Here is a 21,921-nt window from a genome sequence, read left to right as displayed (position 1 = left end):
ACGGGCGATACCAAACCGGAGCGGAAATGGCATCTCGGATAGAAGCGCGCGAGTTAAGAGCCCCCGCGCAATGGGGCTCTCATCGGACGCCTTCTATTTAGTTTTCATGGAAATGCTTTTTAAACAGGCGGACGAAATATTACACGGAGTTTGTATAGTGAGCCCCAAACGAAAAGCTAGCTCACTCCTCCTGCCGATAATCCTGATAAATCTCCCCAACCTTAGTGAAATATTCACTGAGGTAGTTAATACAAACCTGCACCTTGAGCGGAAGCTTATCTTTTTGGGTATGTAAGGCGTAAACCGGTCTTGGATCGGATTGATAACGGCTGAAGAGAATTTCAACTTCACCGCGTTTTATCTCTTCGATGACCCACATCAGCGGCACGTAGGCAATGCCCACGCCTTCGCTGAGCCAGCGGATGAGCGTTTGTGAGTCATTGGTAACGAAGCGGCCCTGAGGCGAGAGGCGCAGGGTTTGCCCTTCTGGTGCTATCAGCTCAAATTCACTGTCGGGGCGAACGCTATAGGTTAGCCAGCTAAAGCTGGTGATATCGGCGGGTTTCTCTGGTGTGCCGTGCTGCTGGAGATAGCTTTTCGCCGCGCATACCACCATTGGCATGGAACCTAAGCGCTTAGAAAAAAGGCTGGAGTCTTGTAATGCACCCACCCGTACCACCAGATCGAGTCCGTCAGCGATAAGGTCTGGCGCAGGAACGCCGGTGACTAAATCAATCGATAATCCCGGATACTCGCGCAGCATGCGTGCCGTCATCGGCGCCAAGACATTTTGTGCCATGGTGGATGAACTACCGATACGTAAGGTGCCCGTTGGCGTATTGTTGAAGGCGTAAATCTGTTCGTGGACTTCCTGCGCTTCAAGCAGCATTTTCCGACAGCCCTGATAATAAATTTTCCCCGCCTCGGTTAAACCAATGCTGCGCGTACTGCGGTTGAGCAGCTTAATATTCAGCTCATTTTCCAGCTTGGAAATAGTTTGGCTTATGGACGAAACGCTCATCTCAAGCTGGCGTCCTGCGCTGGTAAAGGAGCCGCATTCAACTACTTTGGCAAATACGGCCATTCGCTTAAGTCGTTCCATTGTTCAATCTACCTTAATAGGGAAGTGAGGCTGGATGGGAGAAACCGCCATACAATCAGCCTTTGAGGTAACGATGATAGCTTAAAAAAACGACTGATTGTTTATTTTAAATAAAAAGTGATTTAGCTCACATATTCTATACATGGTGATTATTATTGCGCTAAGATATTGTCATTGACGATGCGGAAATAATCCTCTGTGTATCGAAACGACGAAATGTCCTTCTGCCATCAGATCCTGTAGCTCACATCCTCTGACAGACATCCTTCTTCTGAGTTAAACGCCATCAGCCAGCATTTTAGGGTGAGGGCGGTTAGTGGATCGCGTAAGGCAAAAGTTATCGTTCGTGGCGCTATGCAGCCAACGAAGAACGCCGCGTCGAGCTAGGCTAAATATTATTTGAGTGGAGAGAATTATGGGGCTGCTACCGGTAATGGTCGTTTTTGGCCTGTCCTTTCCACCGGTGTTTTTTGAACTGCTGGTGGCTTTGCTGCTGTTTTTACTGTTCCGGCGGGTATTACAGCCGACGGGGATCTACGATTTTGTTTGGCATCCGGCGTTGTTTAATACCGCGTTGTACTGCTGTTTGTTCTACTTGATTACCTGCTTATTTGTCTGAGGTCACTGTGAATCAAATTATGATAAAAATGACCCGCATCGCTATCACCGTGATCATCGTGATAGTCGCGGCAATTGCCGTGTTTAAAGCATGGGCTTTTTATACCGAATCCCCCTGGACGCGTGATGCCAAATTTACCGCCGACGTGGTTGCCATTGCGCCAGACGTCAGCGGCCTGCTATCGGACGTTCCTATTCGCGATAACCAACTGGTGAAGAAAGGGCAGATTCTGTTTGTTATCGATCAGCCGCGTTATCAAGAAGCGCTAAATCAGGCTGAGGCCGATGTGCGCTACTACCAAACTCTGGTCAGTGAAAAAGCGAAAGAGGCTGGGCGTCGTGTCCGTTTAGGCGTTCAGGCGATGTCCCAAGAAGAGATTGATCAGTCAAGCAACGTACTGGCAACGGTGCGTCAGCAGCTGGCAAAAGCGCAGTCGACGCGCGATCTGGCAAAACTGGATCTAGAACGTACCGTGGTGCGTGCTCCGGCCGATGGCTGGGTAACCAACCTCAACGTGCATCAGGGAGAATTTATTAACCGTGGCGCTACGGCGGTCGCGCTGGTGAAAAAAGGCACCTTCTACATTCTGGCCTACATGGAAGAAACCAAACTCGACGGCATCCAGCGCGGCGATCGCGTGGAGATTACGCCGCTGGGCAGTAACCGTATTCTGTATGGCACCGTAGATAGCGTATCCGCAGGGGTGAACAACAAAAGCTCTACGGCGGATAGCAAAGGCTTGGCGACCGTTGACTCTAACCTTGAATGGGTTCGTTTGGCACAGCGCGTTCCGGTAAAAATCCTGCTTGATAACAAAGAGCAAGAGACGCCTTATCCGGCTGGGACAACCGCCACCGTGGTGGTGAGCAACCAGCAAGACGTTGAGCGTAAATCGTCATCGCCGATTGTGCAGTTGCTACATCGTCTGCGTGAATTTGGTTAAGCCCTTTCAACGATATTTTCACTGACTTTCACTTGGGGTTTGCACGCACGTTAACGTGCAAATTCCTATCACTTTTTAGCGCAGACAGAGGCAATGATGAATAATGGTGGCATGTTTTTGCGCTTACGTTTTGCCTGTAAGTTAGCATTTGCTATCGTGCTGGCGCTGTTTCTTGGCTTTCATTTGCAACTTGAAACTCCGCGCTGGTCGGTTTTAACCGCGGCTATTGTAGCCGCAGGTCCGGCGTTTGCCGCTGGGGGCGAGCCTTTCTCTGGGGCCATTCGCCACCGTGGTTGGCTACGTATTATCGGAACATTTATTGGCTCGATTGGCGGTTTGCTGATCATGATGCTGTTCATCCGTGCGCCGCTGGTGATGATGCTCCTGTGCTGCGCATGGGCAGGCTTTTGTACCTGGATCTCTTCGCTGGTGCGCGTGGAGAACTCTTATGCCTTTGGCTTAGCAGGCTATACCGCGCTTATTATCGTGGTGACAACGGCAACCGAACCCTTGTTGAGCCCGCTGTATGCGGTTGAGCGCTGTAGTGAAATCGTATTAGGTATCGTGTGTGCGGTACTGGCCGACATTATCTTTTCGCCACGCTCAATTAAAAGTGATATTGACCGCGTGGTGAGTTCGCTGATCGTCGATCAATTCCGGCTACTGCAAATGTGCGTTCGCCCTGACGAGCGAGAAGTGCTGGATAAATCGTGGAACGATTTAGTAAAAGGCACCAATGCGCTCAATGGGATGCGCAGCAATCTGATGTTGGAATCCACCCGTTGGGTACGCGTAAACCGCCGCCTGAAGGCGTTGAACACCGTTTCTTTAACGCTGATCACGCAGGCCTGTGAAACCTTCTTTATCAGCTCAAATGCGCCAGAACGTATTCCCAGTGAAATGCAGGTTCTGATCCTTGAGCCGGTAGAAACTATCGGTGATGTTCACAAGCGAATGAAACAGCTGCGTCAGCTATTATCGATGCAGCCCACGGACTCGGTGCCGCTAACCATCAGCAGCTGGATTGGCGCCGCTACGCGCTACCTGTTATTGGCGAAAGGGGTGCATACCAACAGCAGTATTAGTTCGGTTGAAGAAAATATTCTCGAAGGCGAGTATGTGGTGAAACCCGCCTCCGCAGAGCGTCATCACGCGATGATCAACGGTTTACGTACGTGGGCAGCCACGTCCATTGGTGCGCTGTTCTGGCTGTGGACAGGTTGGACATCCGGCAGTGGCTGTATGGTTATGATTGCCGTGGTGACCGCGCTGGCGATGCGCACGCCGAACCCACGCATGGCATCGATTGATTTCCTGTTAGGCACGATTATGGCGCTGCCGATCGGTGCGTTGTTTTACATGCTGATCCTTCCCGCCACGCAGCAAAGCATGCTGTTGCTGTGTATCAGTTTGGGGCTGATGGCGTTTGTTATCGGTTTGGAAGTGCAAAAACGCCGTTTGGGATCGCTGGGGACCTTGGCTTCGACGATTAACATTATGGTGTTAAGCAACCCGATGACGTTTCCGGTCAGCAGCTTTTTGGACAACGCGATTGGCCAGATCATCGGCTGCTTTGTGGCGATGATTGTGCTGTTCTTGATCCGCGACCGTTCTAAAGCTCGGACAGGGCGCGCATTACTCAATGGCTTTGTGTACAGCGCGGTATCCGCGTTAACCACCAATCAGGCTAGGCGCAATGAAAACCATTTACCGGCGCTGTATCAACAGCTCTTTCAGCTGTTGAATCTGTTCCCGAATGACATCGCTAAATACCGTTTGGCGCTGACGTTAATCATCGCCCACCAGCGTTTACGCAATGCGCAGATTCCGGTCAACCAAGAGCTGTCAGACTTCCATAAACAGATACGAGCCACCGCCAATAAGGTCATTTCAGCCGGTGGCGATAGCAAGCGAAGAGGATACTTTTTCCGCTTGTTAGACGAACTGAATCAGTATCAGGAACGCTTAGTTCACTATCAGGCACCGTACACAGTTACGATCCCGGTCAAACGGCTATCGACCATGTTGGAGAAATACCAGCATGCGCTAATTGATTAAATCCTAAGCATGCGGTGAATAGGGCTTAGGAAAAGAAATCGTTTGCGTAGGATCATAAAAATCGTGATTTAGCGCTTGCAGCATCGCTGCGGGTGAGTATAATGCCCGACAATTTGCCGGGAGACTGCATGAAAAACGTTGTGGCTATCAGTGCTGTTTGGGTCGCTTGTCGACTAGACGCCCTGCCTGAACAAGGCGGCTGCCACCGTTTTTTTCTTCCGTTGCTAAAACGATCGTTAATCGCCCCTCAATGAGGGGCTTTTTTTTGCCCAGCGATCGGGTTGATTACATTTTAAACATCCAGTAGCCCCGGCCAGCGGGCGCGAAAAACAGGAGAACAAGAAATGGCTAATCCGTTGTATAACAAAGATATCATCTCCATAAAAGATCTGAATCGTGAGGAACTGGAGCTGGTATTACGTACTGCTGCAAGCCTGAAGGCGAATCCGCAGCCAGAATTGTTGAAACACAAAGTGATTGCCAGCATGTTTTTCGAGGCCTCAACGCGTACCCGTCTCTCTTTCGAAACCTCGATGCATCGCCTTGGCGCTTCGGTCGTCGGTTTCTCCGACAGCAGCAATACGTCGCTGGGTAAGAAGGGTGAGACGCTGGCGGATACCATCTCGGTAATCAGCACCTACGTGGACGCCATTGTGATGCGCCATCCGCAGGAAGGCGCTGCGCGATTAGCCACTGAGTTTTGTGGTTCGATTCCGGTCGTTAACGCGGGCGATGGTTCGAACCAACACCCAACCCAAACGCTGCTCGACCTGTTTACGATTCAGGAAACGCAGGGACGTTTGAATAATATCAATATTGCGATGGTTGGTGACTTGAAATATGGCCGCACCGTGCACTCATTAACTCAGGCGCTGGCGAAGTTTGAAGGAAATCGCTTCTATTTCATCGCGCCAGATGCCTTGGCGATGCCGGCGTATATCTTGAAGATGCTGGATGAAAAAGGCATTCAATACAGCCTGCATACCAGTATCGAAGAGGTGATACCGGAACTGGATATTCTGTACATGACCCGCGTACAGAAAGAGCGCTTGGACCCGTCTGAATACGCCAACGTGAAGTCTCAGTTTGTGCTGCGCGCCGCTTCCTTAGAAGGCGCTCGTGACAACATGAAAGTGCTGCATCCTCTGCCGCGTATTGATGAAATCACCAACGACGTAGATAAAACGCCGTATGCCTATTATTTCCAGCAGGCAGGAAACGGCATTTTTGCTCGTCAGGCTTTGTTGGCTCTGGTTTTGAATGCTGAACTGAACTTTTAATCGAGGACGCTAAAATGACACACGATAATAAATTACAGGTAGAAGCGATTAAACGTGGCACGGTGATTGACCATATCCCAGCGCAGGTCGGCTTCAAACTCTTAACGTTGTTCAAACTCACCGAGACAGATCAGCGCATTACTATCGGCTTAAACCTGCCTTCAAATGCGCAGGGGCGTAAAGACCTGATTAAAATCGAAAACGTCTTTTTGACCGAAGAACAGGTCAACCAACTTTCGATTTATGCGCCTAAAGCGACGGTAAACCGTATCGATAACTACGAAGTGGTTCTCAAACTCACGCCAACGCTGCCAGAGCAGATTGACCACGTGCTGGACTGCCCAAACAGCAACTGCATTAGCCGTAGCGAACCGGTGTCTTCCAGCTTTAAAGTTCGCGTGCGCCAAGATGAAGTGTTATTGAAGTGTAAGTACTGTGAAAAAGAGTTTGAACATCATGCCGTGATGCAGGGGTTTTAGATTAAAGCTCAATACTAATTTCCAGATTTAACTCGGGATTGCGAGGCGGCGGGTGGGTTTTAGTAGGCCGCTTCCCTATAATGGTGGCGAATTTATGCTTAATGTTCATCATACATCCGAAATCCTATAGGAGCAGATATGTCACGCATCATCAGTACAGAGAACGCACCTGCCGCAATCGGCCCTTATGTTCAGGGCGTTGATCTGGGTAGCATGATCATCACTTCTGGTCAGATCCCAGTGAACCCGAAGAATGGCCAGGTTGCTGAAGACATTTCCGCGCAGGCGCGCCAGTCTCTGGAAAACGTGCAGGCTATCGTTGAAGCTGCTGGTCTGAAAGTATCAGATATTGTGAAAACAACCGTTTTCGTTAAAGATTTGAACGACTTTGCGACCGTTAACGCGATCTACGAAGCATTCTTCACTGAGCATAATGCGCCGTTCCCTGCGCGTTCATGCGTTGAAGTTGCGCGTCTGCCTAAAGACGTGAAAATTGAAATCGAAGCGATCGCAGTGCGTCGCTAATCGTTCGGTTATCAATGCTATACAGGCCAGCATTTGCTGGCCTGTTTTGTTTTTAGCGCGGTAACAAATTGAGGTTAAGCGTCTTTCACTGACGACGTATTGCCGAAGAAGAGTTCGGTAATTAATTTATCATCGATGGGCTCACCGCTCAGCGTGCGAACCAGTAATTCACTGCCGAGTAGCTGAAGCGAGAACACCATATCAGGCTGCACGCGCTTAATTTTCTGCAGGTGTTTGCTGGCATTAACTACCGAAATAGTTTTGGTGTTGGCATTGGCGACTTCTTTTGCCGCCAGCACGATAAACGCGTTTTCTGCATCATCGTCACGCAGCGCCAGAATGAATTTTGCCTTCGCCGCACCGGCTTCGATCAGCACTTGGGCATTAGATGGGTCGCCGATGATCAGGTCTGTATCCGGTGGATATTCATGGGAAACATTGGGTGGCACGATGACGGTCAGTGCGTCTCCGCGCTGTTTAAGCCCGAGATAAACGCTCAATGCTAGCGGAGTGGCACCCGCGATAATAAAGTGATTTTTACGCATCACGTGAGAAATCCTGCCTTTCACCAATCGTTTTAAATTACCGCCAATCACCGGCCCAATAATGGCACTGATTGACGTCGCAAATACGGTAATCCCCATAACGATAACGGAGACGGTAAATAGCCGAGCGGTTGCCGTATGAGGAACAATATCGCCAAAGCCTACCGTTGACATACTGACTACCGAGAAATAGAACGCCGTTGGCATATCTAAAATAGGTGGAACAAATTCGCCACCCAAATAGAGCGAACCAAAAACGGCATACAGCAGTAAAGACGCAAAGCTGACTAACGCAAATAGACCACCGGCGGCCAAGCTGGCGTGGTCAAAGCGCCGCCAATAGGCGATGAGTAAAACCAGCAATATGACAGCGTAGAGAAATAGATTCAGCATTTCCTGAGGTGAAAGAAAGCTGAGTAGGCCGGTAACGAATAACAATAGTAACGAGAATGCCCATGCCACGCGCGCGCGCAATAGCAGCCCGAACGCCATGAGAATTAAGCCGAACCCAAGCACAAACTGCGGAATTTCAAGTAGGCCAGTAACAGAAAGCGTCTCTTTCCATGAGCTGAACGAACTGATGGCGTTTGGCACATAGTCAAACGCTCTCAGCATCACCGGACGCATGAAGAGATAGCCATACGCGGCCACCAACACGGCCAGACACCAGTGCGGTTTAAACAAAGATATGAATCTGTGGAATAGTTTTTTCACGGCAAAGGGACTGATTCAAATAAAAAAAGTGTAGCGCGAAACGCCAGTGATGAACAGTTTGAGTCTGGGCGCGTTGCTTGCCAGTTTAACTCTCCCCGATAAAGGGGAGAGGGAAAATAAGGTTTATTAACCTAATACCTTTTCGTATCAGAAGAACCCTTGTGGTTTTTCGCTGTAGCTAACCAGCATGCATTTCGTTTGCTGATAATGCTCCAACATCATTTTGTGGGTTTCACGCCCGATGCCAGACTGTTTATAGCCACCGAATGCGGCATGTGCCGGATAGGCGTGGTAGCAGTTTGTCCACACGCGGCCAGCCTGAATTCCGCGGCCCATCTGATAAGCGACGGTACCGTTACGCGTCCATACGCCAGCACCGAGGCCGTAGTCGGTATCGTTAGCCAGCTCAAGCGCTTCCGCCTGATTTTTGAACGTTGTGACGGCCAGTACTGGGCCAAAAATCTCTTCTTGGAAAACGCGCATGCTGTTTTTACCAAACAGAATGGTGGGCTCTAAATAATATCCGCTGCCTAGTCCGCCCTCTAAGAGGCGTTTGCCGCCGCCGGTCAGTACGCGAGCGCCCTCTTTTTTACCAATCTCGATGTATTTTAAAATGGTATCCATTTGACCTGAGGAGACCTGAGCGCCCATCTGGGTATTGCTATCAAGCGGGTTACCCGAGCGAATGGATTCCACTCGTTTAATCGCGCGCTCCATAAAGCGTTCGTAGATCGATTCCTGCACCAGCGCGCGGCTTGGGCAGGTACAGACTTCGCCTTGGTTAAAGGCAAACATGGCAAACCCTTCCAGCGCTTTATCAAAGAAGGAGTCTTCTTTGTCCATCACGTCGGCGAAGAAAATATTGGGCGATTTTCCGCCCAGTTCAAGCGTAACGGGGATCACGTTTTTCGCCGCGTAGCCCATTATTTGCTGACCCACTTCCGTGGAGCCGGTAAACGCCACTTTGGCAATGCGCGGTGAGGTGGCGAGGTATTCGCCAATTTCTCCACCGGCACCGTTTACCACGTTGAGCACGCCTTCTGGCAGCAAATCGCCGATCAGCTCCATCATGATCAGCACAGACATCGGCGTTAGCTTAGCGGGTTTGAGTACGATGCAGTTGCCTGCCGCCAGCGCTGGCGCCATTTTCCAGCAGGCCATCAGCAGGGGGAAGTTCCACGGAATGATTTGCCCCACGACGCCAAGCGGCTCATGAAAATGATAGGCCACCGTTTCACTGTCAATTTCGCTGATACCCCCTTCCTGAGCGCGAATGCAGGAGGCAAAGTAACGGAAGTGGTCGATAGCAAGCGGAACGTCGGCGTTTAGGGTTTCACGGATCGGTTTGCCGTTATCCCATGTTTCAGCGTGAGCCAGCAGTTCTAGATTTTGCTCCATGCGGTCAGCAATCTTAAACAGCACGCTGGCGCGTTGCTGTACCGATGTTTTCCCCCAGGCATCTTTGGCTGCGTGGGCGGCGTCGAGCGCTAAATCCACGTCTTTTTTACTGGAGCTGGCCACTTCACAAAGTGCTTGTCCGGTAACAGGGGTCAGGTTAGAAAAATATTCTCCTTCAACGGGTGGCACCCATTTTCCGCCGATAAAGTTGTCGTAACGTGTTTTGAGTTTGAGGGGAGAGTTGCCGCTACCGGGAGTGAGAATATCAAGAGCGTGATTCGTCATTACTGTCTCCTTGAGTCCATGATGTCAGATACAGTGAAACGTCTATACCGGCCATACTCCAAGCTGCTTGAAGTATGGCGGGTATTTGTATTGCTCTATAAGCGTAGCGTGGCTGAATATATCAGGGACAAAGAGGGCGTATTTATTCGGAAGGGATCACAGTTTGGTGCGCAAATGCGCACCAAAAAGCCGTGATAGATCGTTAATCGTCTTTGAACAGCGCGCTATCTCGCAGCAGATGATCGTTTCCACGGCGGCGAGTGAAGCCGCTGCGATCAAAAAACTCCAGAATTTGGATCGCTAGCTTGCGCCCCACCCCTAGACGATCGCGGAAGTCCGCGGCGGAAGTGCTGCCCTGTGTGGCATCCATGGCGCGGATCAAATCGGCAAACTGGTGCATACGCTCGGTGCGATAGTAACGATCTTTGACCACGGCGGTGATGTAGCCAAGCAATGCCGCCTGACGCAATAACTGCCGCATTTCATTTTCTTCGGCTTTCACTTCATTGGCCAGATCGCGCACCCACCACGGTGCATCCTGAATCAATGGCTGCGTACGCTCCCATAACGCCTGCTGGGCGTCGCTCATGCTTAAACCATGCTGTGGCAGATGCAGCCAGCCGCGGCTGTTGACGATTTGCTGATTCGCCAGCAGATGATTGATGAGGGCAAACACCAGCGATTCGGGTTCGACGGGCAATGCCATACGGCGCAGGCGCGCGCGACCAACGCCCATCTGATCGTTATGCTGCTCGTGGAACAGTGCCAAGGTGTCTAACAAGCGCTGTTGGAAGCGCTCCGCTATTTCGCGTGATAACGCGTAGTCGCCCACCACCAGCAGATTATCGGCATGGAAAAGTTCGCTGCAACGTTCTGCCGTGAGCTGGCGCTCCCAGGCGAACTGAGGAATGGAAAGCGTGCCTTTAGGCAGACGTAATGCCAATACATCGGCATCACTTTGGGCATTGGCGAGCTGCTTGAGCCAATCTAAAAATGCAGGTAGACGTTTACCACGGCGCGGTGAGGTGGTTTGCAATACTCGAGCTGAGCCCAGCGTGCTGCGTGCTGAAATATCACGCATGATCAGGGTATCGTTTTCCACCAGCCACAATGGGCTATCGAGCACCAGCTCAGCCAGCTGAACGCCTTCCATCGGAGCCTGTTCATCCAATAACGAGATACGGCCCGTAATGTGGCTCGCGGCATGATGCAGATGTAATGGCTGCCAATGTTGGATGGGCGCGATGAGATCCAGCGCGACTAAAATACGCGTGCTGGCCGTTTCTGAAGGGCGCTGTGCCAACAGCCAATCACCGCGCCCGATCTGTTCTTTGCTGACGTCGCCGCTGAGGTTTAGCGCAATACGCTGACCCGCATGGGCATGTTCAGACGGTTGGTTCTGGGCATGAATGCCGCGCACGCGCACGGGTCTATCACAACCGGTTAGCCAGAGGTTTTCACCCACTTTTACGCGACCTGCGAGCGCCGTTCCGGTAACTACTAAACCCGCGCCTTTCACGCTAAAAGCGCGGTCGATCGCTAAACGAAAGCGTTGATCGAGATGCGCTGGTGTTTCGGTTAAGGCAATAAGATGGGCGCGCAGCTCATCGATTCCCTCACCCTGAGCGGCTGACGTGGTAAAAATCGGCGTATCTGACCATCCCATTTCATGCAGTACGTCAGTGACTTGCTGGTGAACTTCATCCACACGCGCGCTATCGGCGCGGTCGGCTTTGGTTAACGCCACGGTTAATGCCGGTTTGCCCGCTAATCGCAGCAGCGTTAGGTGTTCGCGTGTTTGCGCCATAACGCCATCGTCGCAGGCTACAACTAGCAAGGCGTGCGGGATGCCGCCAATGCCGGCCAACATGTTAGCGAGGAATTTTTCATGGCCGGGAACGTCGATAAAACCCAGCACGTTGCCATCGTCTAATGGCAGATAGGCGTAGCCGAGATCGATGGTCATACCGCGGCGTTTTTCTTCCGGTAAACGGTCGGCATCCACGCCCGTCAGCGCCTGTAACAGCGTGGTCTTACCGTGGTCAACGTGCCCAGCGGTAGCAATAATCATGGACGTAACTCCTGTAATAACGCGTGTAAAAGTCCTTCTTCATCTTCCAAGCAGCGCAGATCGAGCCACAGTTTTCCTTCACTGATGCGACCAATCACCGGGCATGATAGCGAGCGGCATTGCTGAGACAGTGCTTCCAGTTCGCCGCCCTTACCGCTGTGCGGCATCAGGGTGATTGCGATGCTTGGCAGGCGATCAACCGGCAACGATCCGCTGCCGATTTGCGACTGGCAAGGCGTGATGCTCACGTTAAACTGCTTGGCGAAGCGCTGCTGTAATGGCGGTAACAGGCGTTCGGCGCAGGCGCGGATCTCAGCTTCGGTGCGGGTCATATGACGCAGCGTCGGCAAAGCCTGAGCGAGCTTATCGGGTTGTTGATAGAGCTGAAGCGTGGCATCAAGCGCTGCCAGCGTCATTTTACCGCAGCGCAGCGCGCGCTTAAGCGGATGGTTTTGCAACTGTTCAATCAGCTCACGTTTGCCCACGATAATGCCGGCCTGCGGCCCACCTAATAATTTATCGCCAGAAAAACTGACTAAGTCTACGCCGTCGGCAATCAGCTTTTGCGGCATCGGCTCGGCGGGAAGGCCATAGGCGGTCATGTCAATCAGCGAACCACTGCCCAAATCGGTAATAACGGGGACTCCCGTTTCACGGCCTAACGTCACCAACTCGGCTTCCTCTACGGCGGAGGTAAATCCTTGAATTGCATAATTGCTGGTGTGTACTTTCATCAGCAACGCGGTGTTTTCGTTGATGGCCTGACGATAGTCTTTGAGGTGAGTTCGGTTGGTGGTACCTACTTCGGTGAGTTCGCATCCGGCCTGCAGCATGACGTCGGGAATACGAAATGCGCCGCCAATCTCAACCAGCTCGCCGCGTGAAACGATAACCTGCTTATGGCTCGCCAGCGCGGCCAGCATTAGCAGCACCGCAGCCGCATTGTTGTTAACGATACAGGCATCTTCCGCGCCGGTTAATTCGCACAGGCGGTCGGCGATCGCGCGATCGCGATGGCCACGGCCTGCACCGTCGAGATCGTATTCCAGCGTTACGGAGTGACGCATTGCCATGACGCTGGCGTCGATAGCCTGTTCTGCTAGCAGGGCGCGGCCTAAGTTGGTATGTAATACGGTTCCCGTCAGATTAAAGACCTGCTGGAGTGCGTCTTTTTGGCTGAGCGAAAGCTGATGATCGACTGCAAGAGCCCAGTTTTCACACCATGCGGGAAGCTGTTGCTGCACGCGAATACTGTCTCGCGCCTGCTGTTGCAGACTGCGCAAGGTTTGGGTGACGAGCTGTGCGCCATAGTTTTCCAACAAAGGTTGAAAGGTTTCGTCGCGTAACAGCGTGTCGACGGAGGGGAGCTGGCTATAAAGAGTCTGGCTGTCTGCGGACATGGTGATCTCACGCCTTTATCATCGTAATAATGAATATGATAAAGGCAGTGAGCCCAAGAATACAGCGAGTATCAGGTTACCGGTGGTTCTGTGCGGGTAAAGCTCTCACGTTGGAACAAACGTTCCGCCAGTTTAACCAGCTCAGGGCGCTCCAAACTCCAGTTCGGCGCGACCCGACGAAAGTTGAGATAGCCAAGACAGCACCCGGTGGCAATATCTGCCAGCGTCATCTGTGCACCGTTGAGCCACTTACCTTCTTTCGCGTGTTGTTCTAAAGCGTCTAAGCCGCGATCGATTTTGCCGCGCTGGCGCACAATCCAATCGCTATTCTGTTTGTCGGCTGGGCGCATCATTTCCTGAACCAGCAGAACTGCGGCGTCGCAGATGCCGTCAGAAAGCGCTTCTAACTGGCGCACACGCAGCGCCTGTTGGCGATCTTCTGGTACGAATTTTGGCGTGGCGTCTAACAGATCGATGTATTCGGCAACGATGGGGGAGTCATAAAAGATTTCACCGTCGGCGGCGACGAGCGCGGGAATTTTCCCTAGTGGATTATAGTGTGGGACATGGCTGGTGCTTTCCCACGGAATGTCGTTAACAAATTCAAATGTCAGCCCTTTTTCCAACAACATAACAAATATTTTGCGCACGTAGGGGCTGGTATAGCTGCCAATGAGTTTCATAGTCCCTGTCCTTATCCACTAACGAGTTTATAAAAGGATACTGGGATGAGTATGGCAGAAACGTTACGGTAGGGAAGTGAGAACCGACCACGGAATAGTGGCCGGTGGTGCGAATAATTTACTTCTTCTTGTAAATTTCGGCGGTGCCGCGGGCAATATCCCCCATGCCTTCGGTGCCAACGGAGGTAATGCGATAAGCGTCAGCGTCTTTCTCTTCGGCTTTTTTCTCCAGCTTTTTCACGATGTCATCCATGGTGCCGTCACGCACTTCTGCGCTGACGTCGCCGATTTTGGTGTACTTCTCCATATCGGAATGTTTGATTTCATCAGCCGCGTTAGAAAATGCAGAGAAAGAGAGCAGAGAGGCACCGGCAATAGCAAGTAGGTATTTGTTCATATCTTTATCCTCGATTTTATTTGTGAGTTACCAGCTTTAACGACAAAGCCAGTGGTTCATCCTTCAAACGATGGATCTACGACGTATTACAGCATGGAATATAGGGACGTGGGCGTAGGGTAACCGCTTCAATCCTGAACTCAGTTTTTGAAAACCCTAAAGGCGATGATTAAAAAAATTAATCTGATGGTTTTTAATTGCCCTTCAAGCTTAGTGGATATTTTCAGGATTGATAGTGATAAAAGGAAAACGATGTTTATGCAGGGGGCGAAAGCCCCCTGTGAAAGGTAAATATTATTTATGTTGTCCCTGTTTCTCAAGGAACTGAACGCCCTTGTCTGGGAAGTCAGTGAATACGCCGTCAACGCCCGCTTTGTTGTAGATCAGATCGTAAAGCTGATCGCCGTTGCTAACGTAATTTGGCAAGGCGTCAACGCGAATGGTATAGGGATGCACCACCATTTTCGCGGCGTGAGCATCGGTCACCATCGCCGTGAGCTTTGGATTAGCTTGGGTGGCATCTTTACCCACCAGCATATGGTAATCCGGTCCAATGCCGTCAGCATATTGCGCAATCTGCTTCATCGCACCCGGTTTAAACATCCAGTCGTAGTCGTAGTTCACCCATGTGCCGTCTGGTTTTTTCTCATAGGTTTCATTCCAGTCGGTATAAGCCATCAGCTGAACTAGTTTGAGATCCATACCCATCTTAGGTTCTAACTCGGTTTTGATGCGCTTAAGCTCGTTTGGATCGAAACATTGCAGATAAACATTGTCGTTCTTGCCGGTGTAGCCGTATTGCTTCAGCACCTGCAGCACTTTGGTGGAGATGTCTTTGCCTTCTTGCTGGTGGAACCAAGGCGCTTTTATCTCTGGGTAAATCCCGATGTTTTTGCCCGTTGAATGGTTAAGCCCTTGGACAAATTCGATCTCTTCTTCAAAGGTGTGGATGCGGAAATCAGACTTGCCCATCGGGAAACGGCCCGGGTAGCTTTGCACACGCTTGCCGTCTTTGATGTCAAAACCTTCGGTGAATTTCAGCGATTTGATTTCATCAAGAGTGAAATCAATCGCGTAGTAACGCCCATCTTTACGCGCGCGGTCGGGGAAGCGGTCGGCAACATCGGTCACGCGATCCAAATAGTGGTCATGGAGAACGACTAATTTGTCGTCCTTGGTCATCACCAAATCCTGCTCGAGAAAATCTGCGCCTTGGGCATAAGCCATGGCCTTAGAAGGTAGGGAATGTTCAGGCAAATAGCCGCTCGCGCCACGGTGCGCAATAACCACTTTATCGGCGGCCTGTGCGCTCATCGCCAGCGTGCCGCTTAATAGCAATCCTGCCATGATGGTGTTTAGTCGTAGGGTCATAGAGGTTTTCCTTATTTTTATAAAAAAGGCCGTGGCGCAGGAAGCAACGACACGGCCTAGTGAAACTTTTTAAAGATTAGTTTCCGCGGTTTGCCGCGATTTCTTCGTGATGTTTTTTCTCGTTGATCATCACGACTAACAGCAGGATAACGGCGAGGATGCTACCGCCAATCATCACCATAAAGCCGCCGTCCCAGCCGAAGAAGTCAACTGTGTAACCCACGATGGCGCTCGCTGCAACCGAACCACCCAGATAACCGAACAGACCGGTAAAGCCCGCTGCGGTACCCGCTGCTTTTTTCGGTGCCAGCTCTAAGGCGTGCAGGCCGATGAGCATCACGGGGCCGTAAATCAGGAAGCCGATGATAATCATACAAGCCATATCGACGCCTGGATTGCCCGCTGGGTTCATCCAGTAAACGATGGTGGCGATGGTGACCAGAACCATGAAGAACACGCCGGTGGCACCACGGTTTCCGCGGAACACTTTATCCGACATCCAGCCACACAGCAGGGTGCCTGGGATACCCGCATATTCATATAGGAAGTAAGCCCAAGAGGATTTATCCAGCGCGAAGTGTTTCACTTCTTTCAGATAGGTTGGAGACCAATCCAGAATGCCGTAGCGCAGCAGATAAACAAACACGTTAGCGATAGCGATGTACCACAGCAGTTTGTTCGGCAGCACGTACTGCATGAAGATTTGCTTAGCGGTCAGCTCTTCTTCGGCTTTCTCAGAGTAATCATCCGGGTAGTCGTTTTTATACTCTTCAATCGGTGGCAAACCACAAGACTGCGGAGTATCGCGCATCAGGCCGAAGGCAATCAGAGCAACAACAATGGCGGCGATGGCTGGCATATACAGCGCAGCGTGCCAGTCGTTAAACCACGCCATCCCCAACAGGAACAGCAGTGGAGGCAGGCCGCCGCCGACGTTATGCGCACAGTTCCACACGGAAACGATGCTGCCACGCTCTTTCTGTGACCACCAGTGAACCATGGTACGGCCACATGGAGGCCATCCCATTCCTTGGAACCAACCACACAGGAACAGCAGAACGAACATCACTGCAATACTGGAGGTTGCCCATGGCACAAAGCCCATAAAGAGCATCACGGCGGCGGCCAGAATCAGGCCGGCAGGTAAGAACACGCGTGGGTTCGAACGGTCAGAGACGGAACCCATAATGAACTTCGAGAAGCCGTACGCGATTGAAATCCCTGAAAGGGCAAAGCCTAGATCGCCACGAGAGAAACCTTGTTCGATAAGGTACGGCATTGCTAGCGTAAAGTTTTTACGCACCAGATAGTAGGCGGCGTATCCGAAGAAGATCCCCATGAAGATCTGCCAACGTAAACGACGATAGGTCGGATCGACCTGTGCGTCTGGCAAGCGCTTCGCGTGCGCCGCGGGTTTAAAAATACTTAACATGTAGATATGCCTCCGATGGCTTTCTCTTCTTTATATGTATCCTGAACCGATTCCCCAGTGAGCCCGGTTAAGGTTTGCTGTGTGCCAACAAAAAAATAGAACAGCAATGGTGTTTTCTTACGCTATTTTCCGTTTAGTGGTGGTCATTCCATTTTCTTTTTCGAGCGTAGAGTATTCAAACGCGCATTTCGTTACTGTGAGAGATCGCGCAAATTGTTACAGTTTTATGAATGCGATGCTGATTTTGAGCGGTTAGTTAATTTTTTGAAACCAAAAATCATATGTATCTAGTGATAATGATCACAAAAATGGTGAAATACGCGCTAATCACTTTCGTTTTGTGCGCGTATTTGCTCCTTATCAAACAATTTCTGTGTGGGTTATGTCTTAATAAGCACAATTATTTATCAGTACATTCATTGTTGTGAATAAGGTCGGGAGCCACACATGCTACAAAGCCCAGCGACACAAGAAACTGATGTCATCATCATCGGGGGCGGTGCGACCGGTGCAGGGATTGCACGTGACTGCGCACGCCGCGGCCTGCGTTGTATTTTATTAGAGCGTCACGACATTGCGACTGGCGCAACGGGACGAAATCACGGCCTTTTGCACAGCGGTGCGCGTTATGCGGTAACCGACGGCGAATCCGCGCGTGAATGTATTGAAGAAAACAAAATTCTTAAGCGCATTGCCCGTCACTGCGTTGAACGCTCAGATGGCCTGTTTATCACGCTTCCTGAAGATGATTTGGGTTTTCAATCTGGTTTTATCGAAGCCTGCCAAAAGGCGGGCATTGATGCTCAGGCCATTGACCCTAAAGAGGCGCTGCGCCTTGAGCCAGCGGCCAACCCCGCTCTGATTGGCGCGGTACGCGTGCCCGATGGCACCGTCGACCCATTCCGCCTCACCGCCGCCAATATGTTAGATGCGCGCGAGCATGGCGCACAGGTGCTGACCTATCACGAAGTGAGCGGATTATTACGCCATGGCGATCGCATTACCGGCGTGCGCGTAATCGACCATAAATCGCGTGAAAGTTATGAGATTCATGCGCAAATCGTGGTGAATGCCGCAGGGATCTGGGGCCAGCATATTGCTGAGTATGCCGATTTGCGGGTACGTATGTTCCCAGCCAAAGGCGCGCTGTTGATCCTTGGTCATCGCATCAACAATATGGTGATCAACCGCTGCCGCAAGCCAGCCGATGCCGATATTTTGGTTCCGGGCGATACCATTTCGCTTATTGGCACCACCTCAACGCACATTGATTACGATCAGATCGACAACATGATCGTGACGCCGGAAGAAGTCGATATCTTGATCCGTGAGGGCGAGAAGCTTTCGCCTAAATTGGCGAGAACGCGAATTTTGCGCGCCTATGCGGGTGTGCGCCCGTTGGTTGCCAGCGATGACGACCCAAGCGGACGTAACGTGAGCCGTGGCATTGTGCTGCTGGATCATGCGGTTCGTGATGGTCTGGAAGGCTTTATCACGATCACCGGCGGCAAGCTGATGACCTATCGTCTGATGGCGGAATGGGCCACGGATAAAGTCTGCGAGAAACTCGGTATTACAACTGCGTGTACCACGGCGACCGAAGCACTGCCGGGATCGCAACATTCAGCTGAAGAGACACTGCGCAAGGTGATTTCGTTACCTGCCACGATCCGAGGTTCGGCGGTTTATCGCCATGGCGATCGCGCCGATCGTATGCTGGCCGGCGATCGTCTTAGCAACAGTTTGGTATGTGAATGTGAAGCCGTAACCGCTGGGGAAGTGCGCTATGCGGTTGATTCTCTGACGGTGAATAATCTGGTGGATTTACGCCGACGTACCCGTGTCGGCATGGGCACCTGTCAGGGCGAGCTTTGCGCCTGCCGCGCCGCGGGTCTGCTTAATCGTTTTAAAGTTACCACGCCTAAGCAATCTATCGATCAGCTCTCTCATTTCCTTAATGAACGTTGGAAAGGCGTGCGTCCAATAGCGTGGGGCGACGCGCTGCGCGAAAGCGAATTTACGGCTTGGGTTTACCAAGGTTTATGCGGCATGGAAGCACCCGCGCTGAATCAGGACGTTCAGGAGAATGATAATGAAATTTGACACGGTAATGATTGGCGGCGGTTTAGCAGGGCTATTGTGCGGTATTCGATTAGCCGAGGCTGGGCAAAAATGCGCCATTGTAAGTTCGGGTCAAAGCGCGCTGCATTTTTCTTCTGGTTCGCTGGATTTGTTATGCCATCTGCCCGACGGCAGCGCAGTTGAGCAACCGCTAGCCGCGTTGGCCTCTTTGGCGGCTCAGGCGCCGCAGCATCCTTATAGCTTAATGGGCCATGATGCGGTGGTGCGTTATGCGGCTGAATCTGAACGTTTACTGGAGCGCAGCGGGCTGGCATTGGTTGGAAGCTGCCAACAAAACCATTTACGTGTTACGCCGTTGGGAACGCGCAGAGCAACGTGGCTGAGCCCAAACGAAGTGCCGGTGAGCGCATTGGATCAGCCGCTGCCGTGGGAACGCGTGCTGGTTGCCGGGATTGAAGGGTTCCTCGATTTTCAGCCGCATTTGGTAGCGAATTCGTTAACCGAGCAGGGCGTGGAAACCAAAATTGCGGAGCTCACGCTGCCCGCGTTAGATCGTTTACGCAATAACCCAAGTGAATTCCGCGCGGTGAATATAGCGCGAGTGCTGGATTTACCTGAAAACCAACAGCTGTTGATTGACGAACTTAACCGCCTTGCCCAGCAGGTGGATGCCATCATCATGCCTGCCTGCGTGGGTATGGAACAAGCTGATGCATTAGAACATTTACGTTCGCGGGTAAGAGTGCCGCTATTGCTACTGCCAACGCTGCCGCCATCGGTGCTGGGAATGCGTTTGCATCATCTGCTGCGCCGCCGTTTTCAGGCCTTGGGCGGGGTGATTATGCCCGGTGATGCGGTGTTAAGAGCCGATCTGGAAGAGGGTAAAGAGGCGAGAATTTACACGCGTAATCACACCGATATTCCTTTACGGGCAAAAAATGTGGTTCTGGCGAGCGGCAGTTTCTTCAGCAATGGACTCAAGGCTGATTTCAACGGTGTTACTGAGCCCGTGTTCGGCTTAGACGTTATTAGTGAAAACGAACGTGCTAGCTGGAGCACTGAAAATATGTTCGCGCCTCAGCCGTATTTGCAGTTTGGTGTGAGTACCGATGAGCAGTTGCGCCCAACGATAGGTGGTAAAGCAGTGAGTAATCTACGGGTGATTGGTGCCGTTCTAGGGGGATACGACCCTATTCAGCAAGGCTGTGGTGCAGGAGTATCAATGCTAACGGCGCTGCATGCGGCAGAACATATTTTGGCAAAAGCGGAGGGTGCGCTATGAACCTGCTCGCAGATAACAGCTTCGAAAACTGCATTAAGTGCACGGTGTGCACTACCTATTGTCCGGTGGCGAAGGTTAACCCGAATTATCCAGGGCCAAAGCAGGCGGGGCCAGACGGTGAACGCCTGCGTTTGAAAGATCCTCTGCTTTATGATGATGCATTGAAATACTGTACCAACTGCAAACGCTGTGAGGTTGCTTGTCCGTCAGACGTAAAAATTGGCGATATTATTCAACGAGCTAAAGCGAATTATAGCCAGCATAAACCAACGCTGCGTGATGCGATTCTCAGCCATACCGATCTGATGGGGACGCTATCAACGCCGTTCGCGCCGATTGTGAATATGACCACCGGTCTTAAACCGGTGCGCAAGCTGTTAGACAAAGCACTGAAGATCGACCATCGCCGCGAGTTGCCGAAATATTCGCTGGGGACATTCCGTCACTGGTACAAAAAACAGGCCGCAGAACAGGCTAAGTTCGCCGAACAGGTGGCGTTCTTCCACGGTTGTTTCGTTAACTATAACCATCCGCAGCTCGGCAAAGATTTGGTCAGCGTGTTTAACGCCATGGGTATCGGCGTGCAGCTGTTGAAGCGCGAAAAATGCTGCGGCGTACCGCTGATTGCGAATGGATTTATCGAGCAGGCGAAAAAGCAGGCTCGGGTTAACGCAGAGTCTTTGACCGATGCCGTGATTGGCAAAGGTATTCCGGTGGTTGCAACCTCCTCAACCTGTGCATTTACCATCCGTGATGAATATCCGCACGTGCTGGATGTGGATACCACACAGGTGCGTGAACACGTTGAGCTGGCAACGCGTTATCTCTATCGATTATTAGACGGTGGGCGTGAGTTAAAGCTGAAATCGACGCCGATGAAGATCGCTTACCACACGCCGTGTCATATGGAAAAAATGGGCTGGACGCCGTATACGCTGGCGCTGCTGCAAATGATCCCCGGCGTGGAACTGACGGTTCTGGATTCCCAATGCTGCGGTATTGCGGGAACTTATGGTTTCAAGAAAGAGAACTATGAAACATCGCAGGGAATTGGCGCTGGGTTATTCCGCCAGATCGAAGAGAGCGGGGTGGATCTGGTGGTAACGGATTGCGAAACCTGTAAGTGGCAGATTGAGATGTCGACGAGTAAGAAATGCGAGCATCCGATTTCGTTGCTGGCGCGGGCGTTGGGGTAAGGTTTCGCCCAGCAGAACTGCATATGTTAGATCAGTGAAGGTTTCGTTCGCCTATCAAT

18 protein-coding genes are annotated in these 21,921 nt (G+C 51.5%); 9 read left to right on the top strand and 9 right to left on the bottom strand.

The genetic code is table 11. The features are described from left to right. Positions 1-181: 181 nt before the first annotated feature. Positions 182-1,102, bottom strand: coding sequence for an HTH-type transcriptional activator AaeR (gene aaeR, locus BN1044_RS20200; RefSeq protein WP_040046147.1), 921 nt, complete (start codon positions 1,100-1,102; stop codon positions 182-184). Positions 1,103-1,517: 415 nt separating this feature from the next. On the opposite strand from aaeR, the gene aaeX reads away from it, so the two are divergent. From aaeX to ridA, 6 genes are all read left to right on the top strand, one after another. Continuing rightward, positions 1,518-1,721, top strand: coding sequence for a p-hydroxybenzoic acid efflux pump operon protein AaeX (gene aaeX / locus BN1044_RS20195; RefSeq protein ID WP_004097177.1), 204 nt, complete (start codon positions 1,518-1,520; stop codon positions 1,719-1,721). A gap of 19 nt (positions 1,722-1,740) precedes the next feature. Then, a complete protein-coding gene (gene aaeA / locus BN1044_RS20190; RefSeq protein WP_072310231.1) occupies positions 1,741-2,664 on the top strand; it encodes a p-hydroxybenzoic acid efflux pump subunit AaeA in 924 nt (307 codons plus the stop codon). Between the two features lie 111 nt (positions 2,665-2,775). Beyond that, complete coding sequence (aaeB, locus tag BN1044_RS20185) at positions 2,776-4,722, top strand: p-hydroxybenzoic acid efflux pump subunit AaeB (RefSeq protein ID WP_432612996.1); 1,947 nt, start codon at positions 2,776-2,778, stop codon at positions 4,720-4,722. Between the two features lie 344 nt (positions 4,723-5,066). Next, a complete protein-coding gene (pyrB, locus tag BN1044_RS20180; RefSeq protein WP_072310176.1) occupies positions 5,067-6,002 on the top strand; it encodes an aspartate carbamoyltransferase in 936 nt (311 codons plus the stop codon). A gap of 14 nt (positions 6,003-6,016) precedes the next feature. Then, positions 6,017-6,481 carry an aspartate carbamoyltransferase regulatory subunit gene (gene pyrI, locus BN1044_RS20175; protein WP_072310175.1) on the top strand — a complete coding sequence of 155 codons (465 nt, stop codon included), beginning with the start codon at positions 6,017-6,019 and terminating at the stop codon, positions 6,479-6,481. Between the two features lie 138 nt (positions 6,482-6,619). Then, positions 6,620-7,006: a 2-iminobutanoate/2-iminopropanoate deaminase gene (gene ridA / locus BN1044_RS20170; RefSeq protein ID WP_072310174.1), complete on the top strand. Its 387-nt coding sequence runs from the start codon at positions 6,620-6,622 to the stop codon at positions 7,004-7,006. 74 nt (positions 7,007-7,080) lie between these two features. Here the strand turns inward: ridA and kch are convergent, their stop codons facing one another. The 8 genes from kch to glpT all read right to left on the bottom strand — a co-directional run bounded on the left by kch (position 7,081) and on the right by glpT (position 17,302). Beyond that, positions 7,081-8,265 carry a voltage-gated potassium channel protein gene (gene kch, locus BN1044_RS20165; protein WP_072310173.1) on the bottom strand — a complete coding sequence of 395 codons (1,185 nt, stop codon included), beginning with the start codon at positions 8,263-8,265 and terminating at the stop codon, positions 7,081-7,083. A gap of 147 nt (positions 8,266-8,412) precedes the next feature. Then, positions 8,413-9,948: an acetaldehyde dehydrogenase ExaC gene (gene exaC / locus BN1044_RS20160; protein ID WP_072310172.1), complete on the bottom strand. Its 1,536-nt coding sequence runs from the start codon at positions 9,946-9,948 to the stop codon at positions 8,413-8,415. 202 nt (positions 9,949-10,150) lie between these two features. Next, positions 10,151-12,019: a selenocysteine-specific translation elongation factor gene (selB, locus tag BN1044_RS20155; RefSeq protein WP_072310171.1), complete on the bottom strand. Its 1,869-nt coding sequence runs from the start codon at positions 12,017-12,019 to the stop codon at positions 10,151-10,153. Then, a complete protein-coding gene (gene selA / locus BN1044_RS20150) occupies positions 12,016-13,419 on the bottom strand; it encodes an L-seryl-tRNA(Sec) selenium transferase (protein ID WP_072310170.1) in 1,404 nt (467 codons plus the stop codon). Before selA ends, selB begins: the two co-directional genes overlap by 4 nt. 71 nt (positions 13,420-13,490) lie before the next feature. Continuing rightward, positions 13,491-14,102 carry a glutathione S-transferase gene (locus BN1044_RS20145; protein WP_072310169.1) on the bottom strand — a complete coding sequence of 204 codons (612 nt, stop codon included), beginning with the start codon at positions 14,100-14,102 and terminating at the stop codon, positions 13,491-13,493. A gap of 118 nt (positions 14,103-14,220) precedes the next feature. Further along, entirely contained in the window at positions 14,221-14,499 is a 279-nt protein-coding gene (locus BN1044_RS20140; RefSeq protein WP_025798408.1) for a YdgH/BhsA/McbA family protein, read from the bottom strand. 294 nt (positions 14,500-14,793) lie between these two features. Next, a complete protein-coding gene (gene glpQ, locus BN1044_RS20135) occupies positions 14,794-15,846 on the bottom strand; it encodes a glycerophosphodiester phosphodiesterase (protein ID WP_432612995.1) in 1,053 nt (350 codons plus the stop codon). Between the two features lie 100 nt (positions 15,847-15,946). Continuing rightward, complete coding sequence (gene glpT, locus BN1044_RS20130; RefSeq protein WP_025798404.1) at positions 15,947-17,302, bottom strand: glycerol-3-phosphate transporter; 1,356 nt, start codon at positions 17,300-17,302, stop codon at positions 15,947-15,949. Between the two features lie 447 nt (positions 17,303-17,749). Here glpT and glpA point away from each other — a divergent pair, with 447 nt between their 5' ends. The 3 genes from glpA to glpC are packed head-to-tail and all read left to right on the top strand — an operon-like array spanning position 17,750 to position 21,862. After that, positions 17,750-19,405, top strand: coding sequence for an anaerobic glycerol-3-phosphate dehydrogenase subunit A (gene glpA, locus BN1044_RS20125; protein ID WP_072310167.1), 1,656 nt, complete (start codon positions 17,750-17,752; stop codon positions 19,403-19,405). After that, positions 19,395-20,666, top strand: a complete 1,272-nt coding sequence (gene glpB / locus BN1044_RS20120) for a glycerol-3-phosphate dehydrogenase subunit GlpB (protein WP_072310166.1) — start codon at positions 19,395-19,397, stop codon at positions 20,664-20,666. Before glpA ends, glpB begins: the two co-directional genes overlap by 11 nt. Continuing rightward, positions 20,663-21,862 carry an anaerobic glycerol-3-phosphate dehydrogenase subunit GlpC gene (glpC, locus tag BN1044_RS20115; protein ID WP_025798398.1) on the top strand — a complete coding sequence of 400 codons (1,200 nt, stop codon included), beginning with the start codon at positions 20,663-20,665 and terminating at the stop codon, positions 21,860-21,862. The genes glpB and glpC overlap by 4 nt, the downstream gene beginning before the upstream one ends. Positions 21,863-21,921 lie beyond the last annotated feature (59 nt).

The organism is Hafnia alvei, from assembly GCF_900095695.1.
Taxonomy (GTDB): Bacteria; Pseudomonadota; Gammaproteobacteria; order Enterobacterales; family Enterobacteriaceae; genus Hafnia; species Hafnia alvei_B.
Note: the sequence above shows the minus strand (reverse complement) of the source record. Positions and strands in the feature narration are given on the sequence as shown.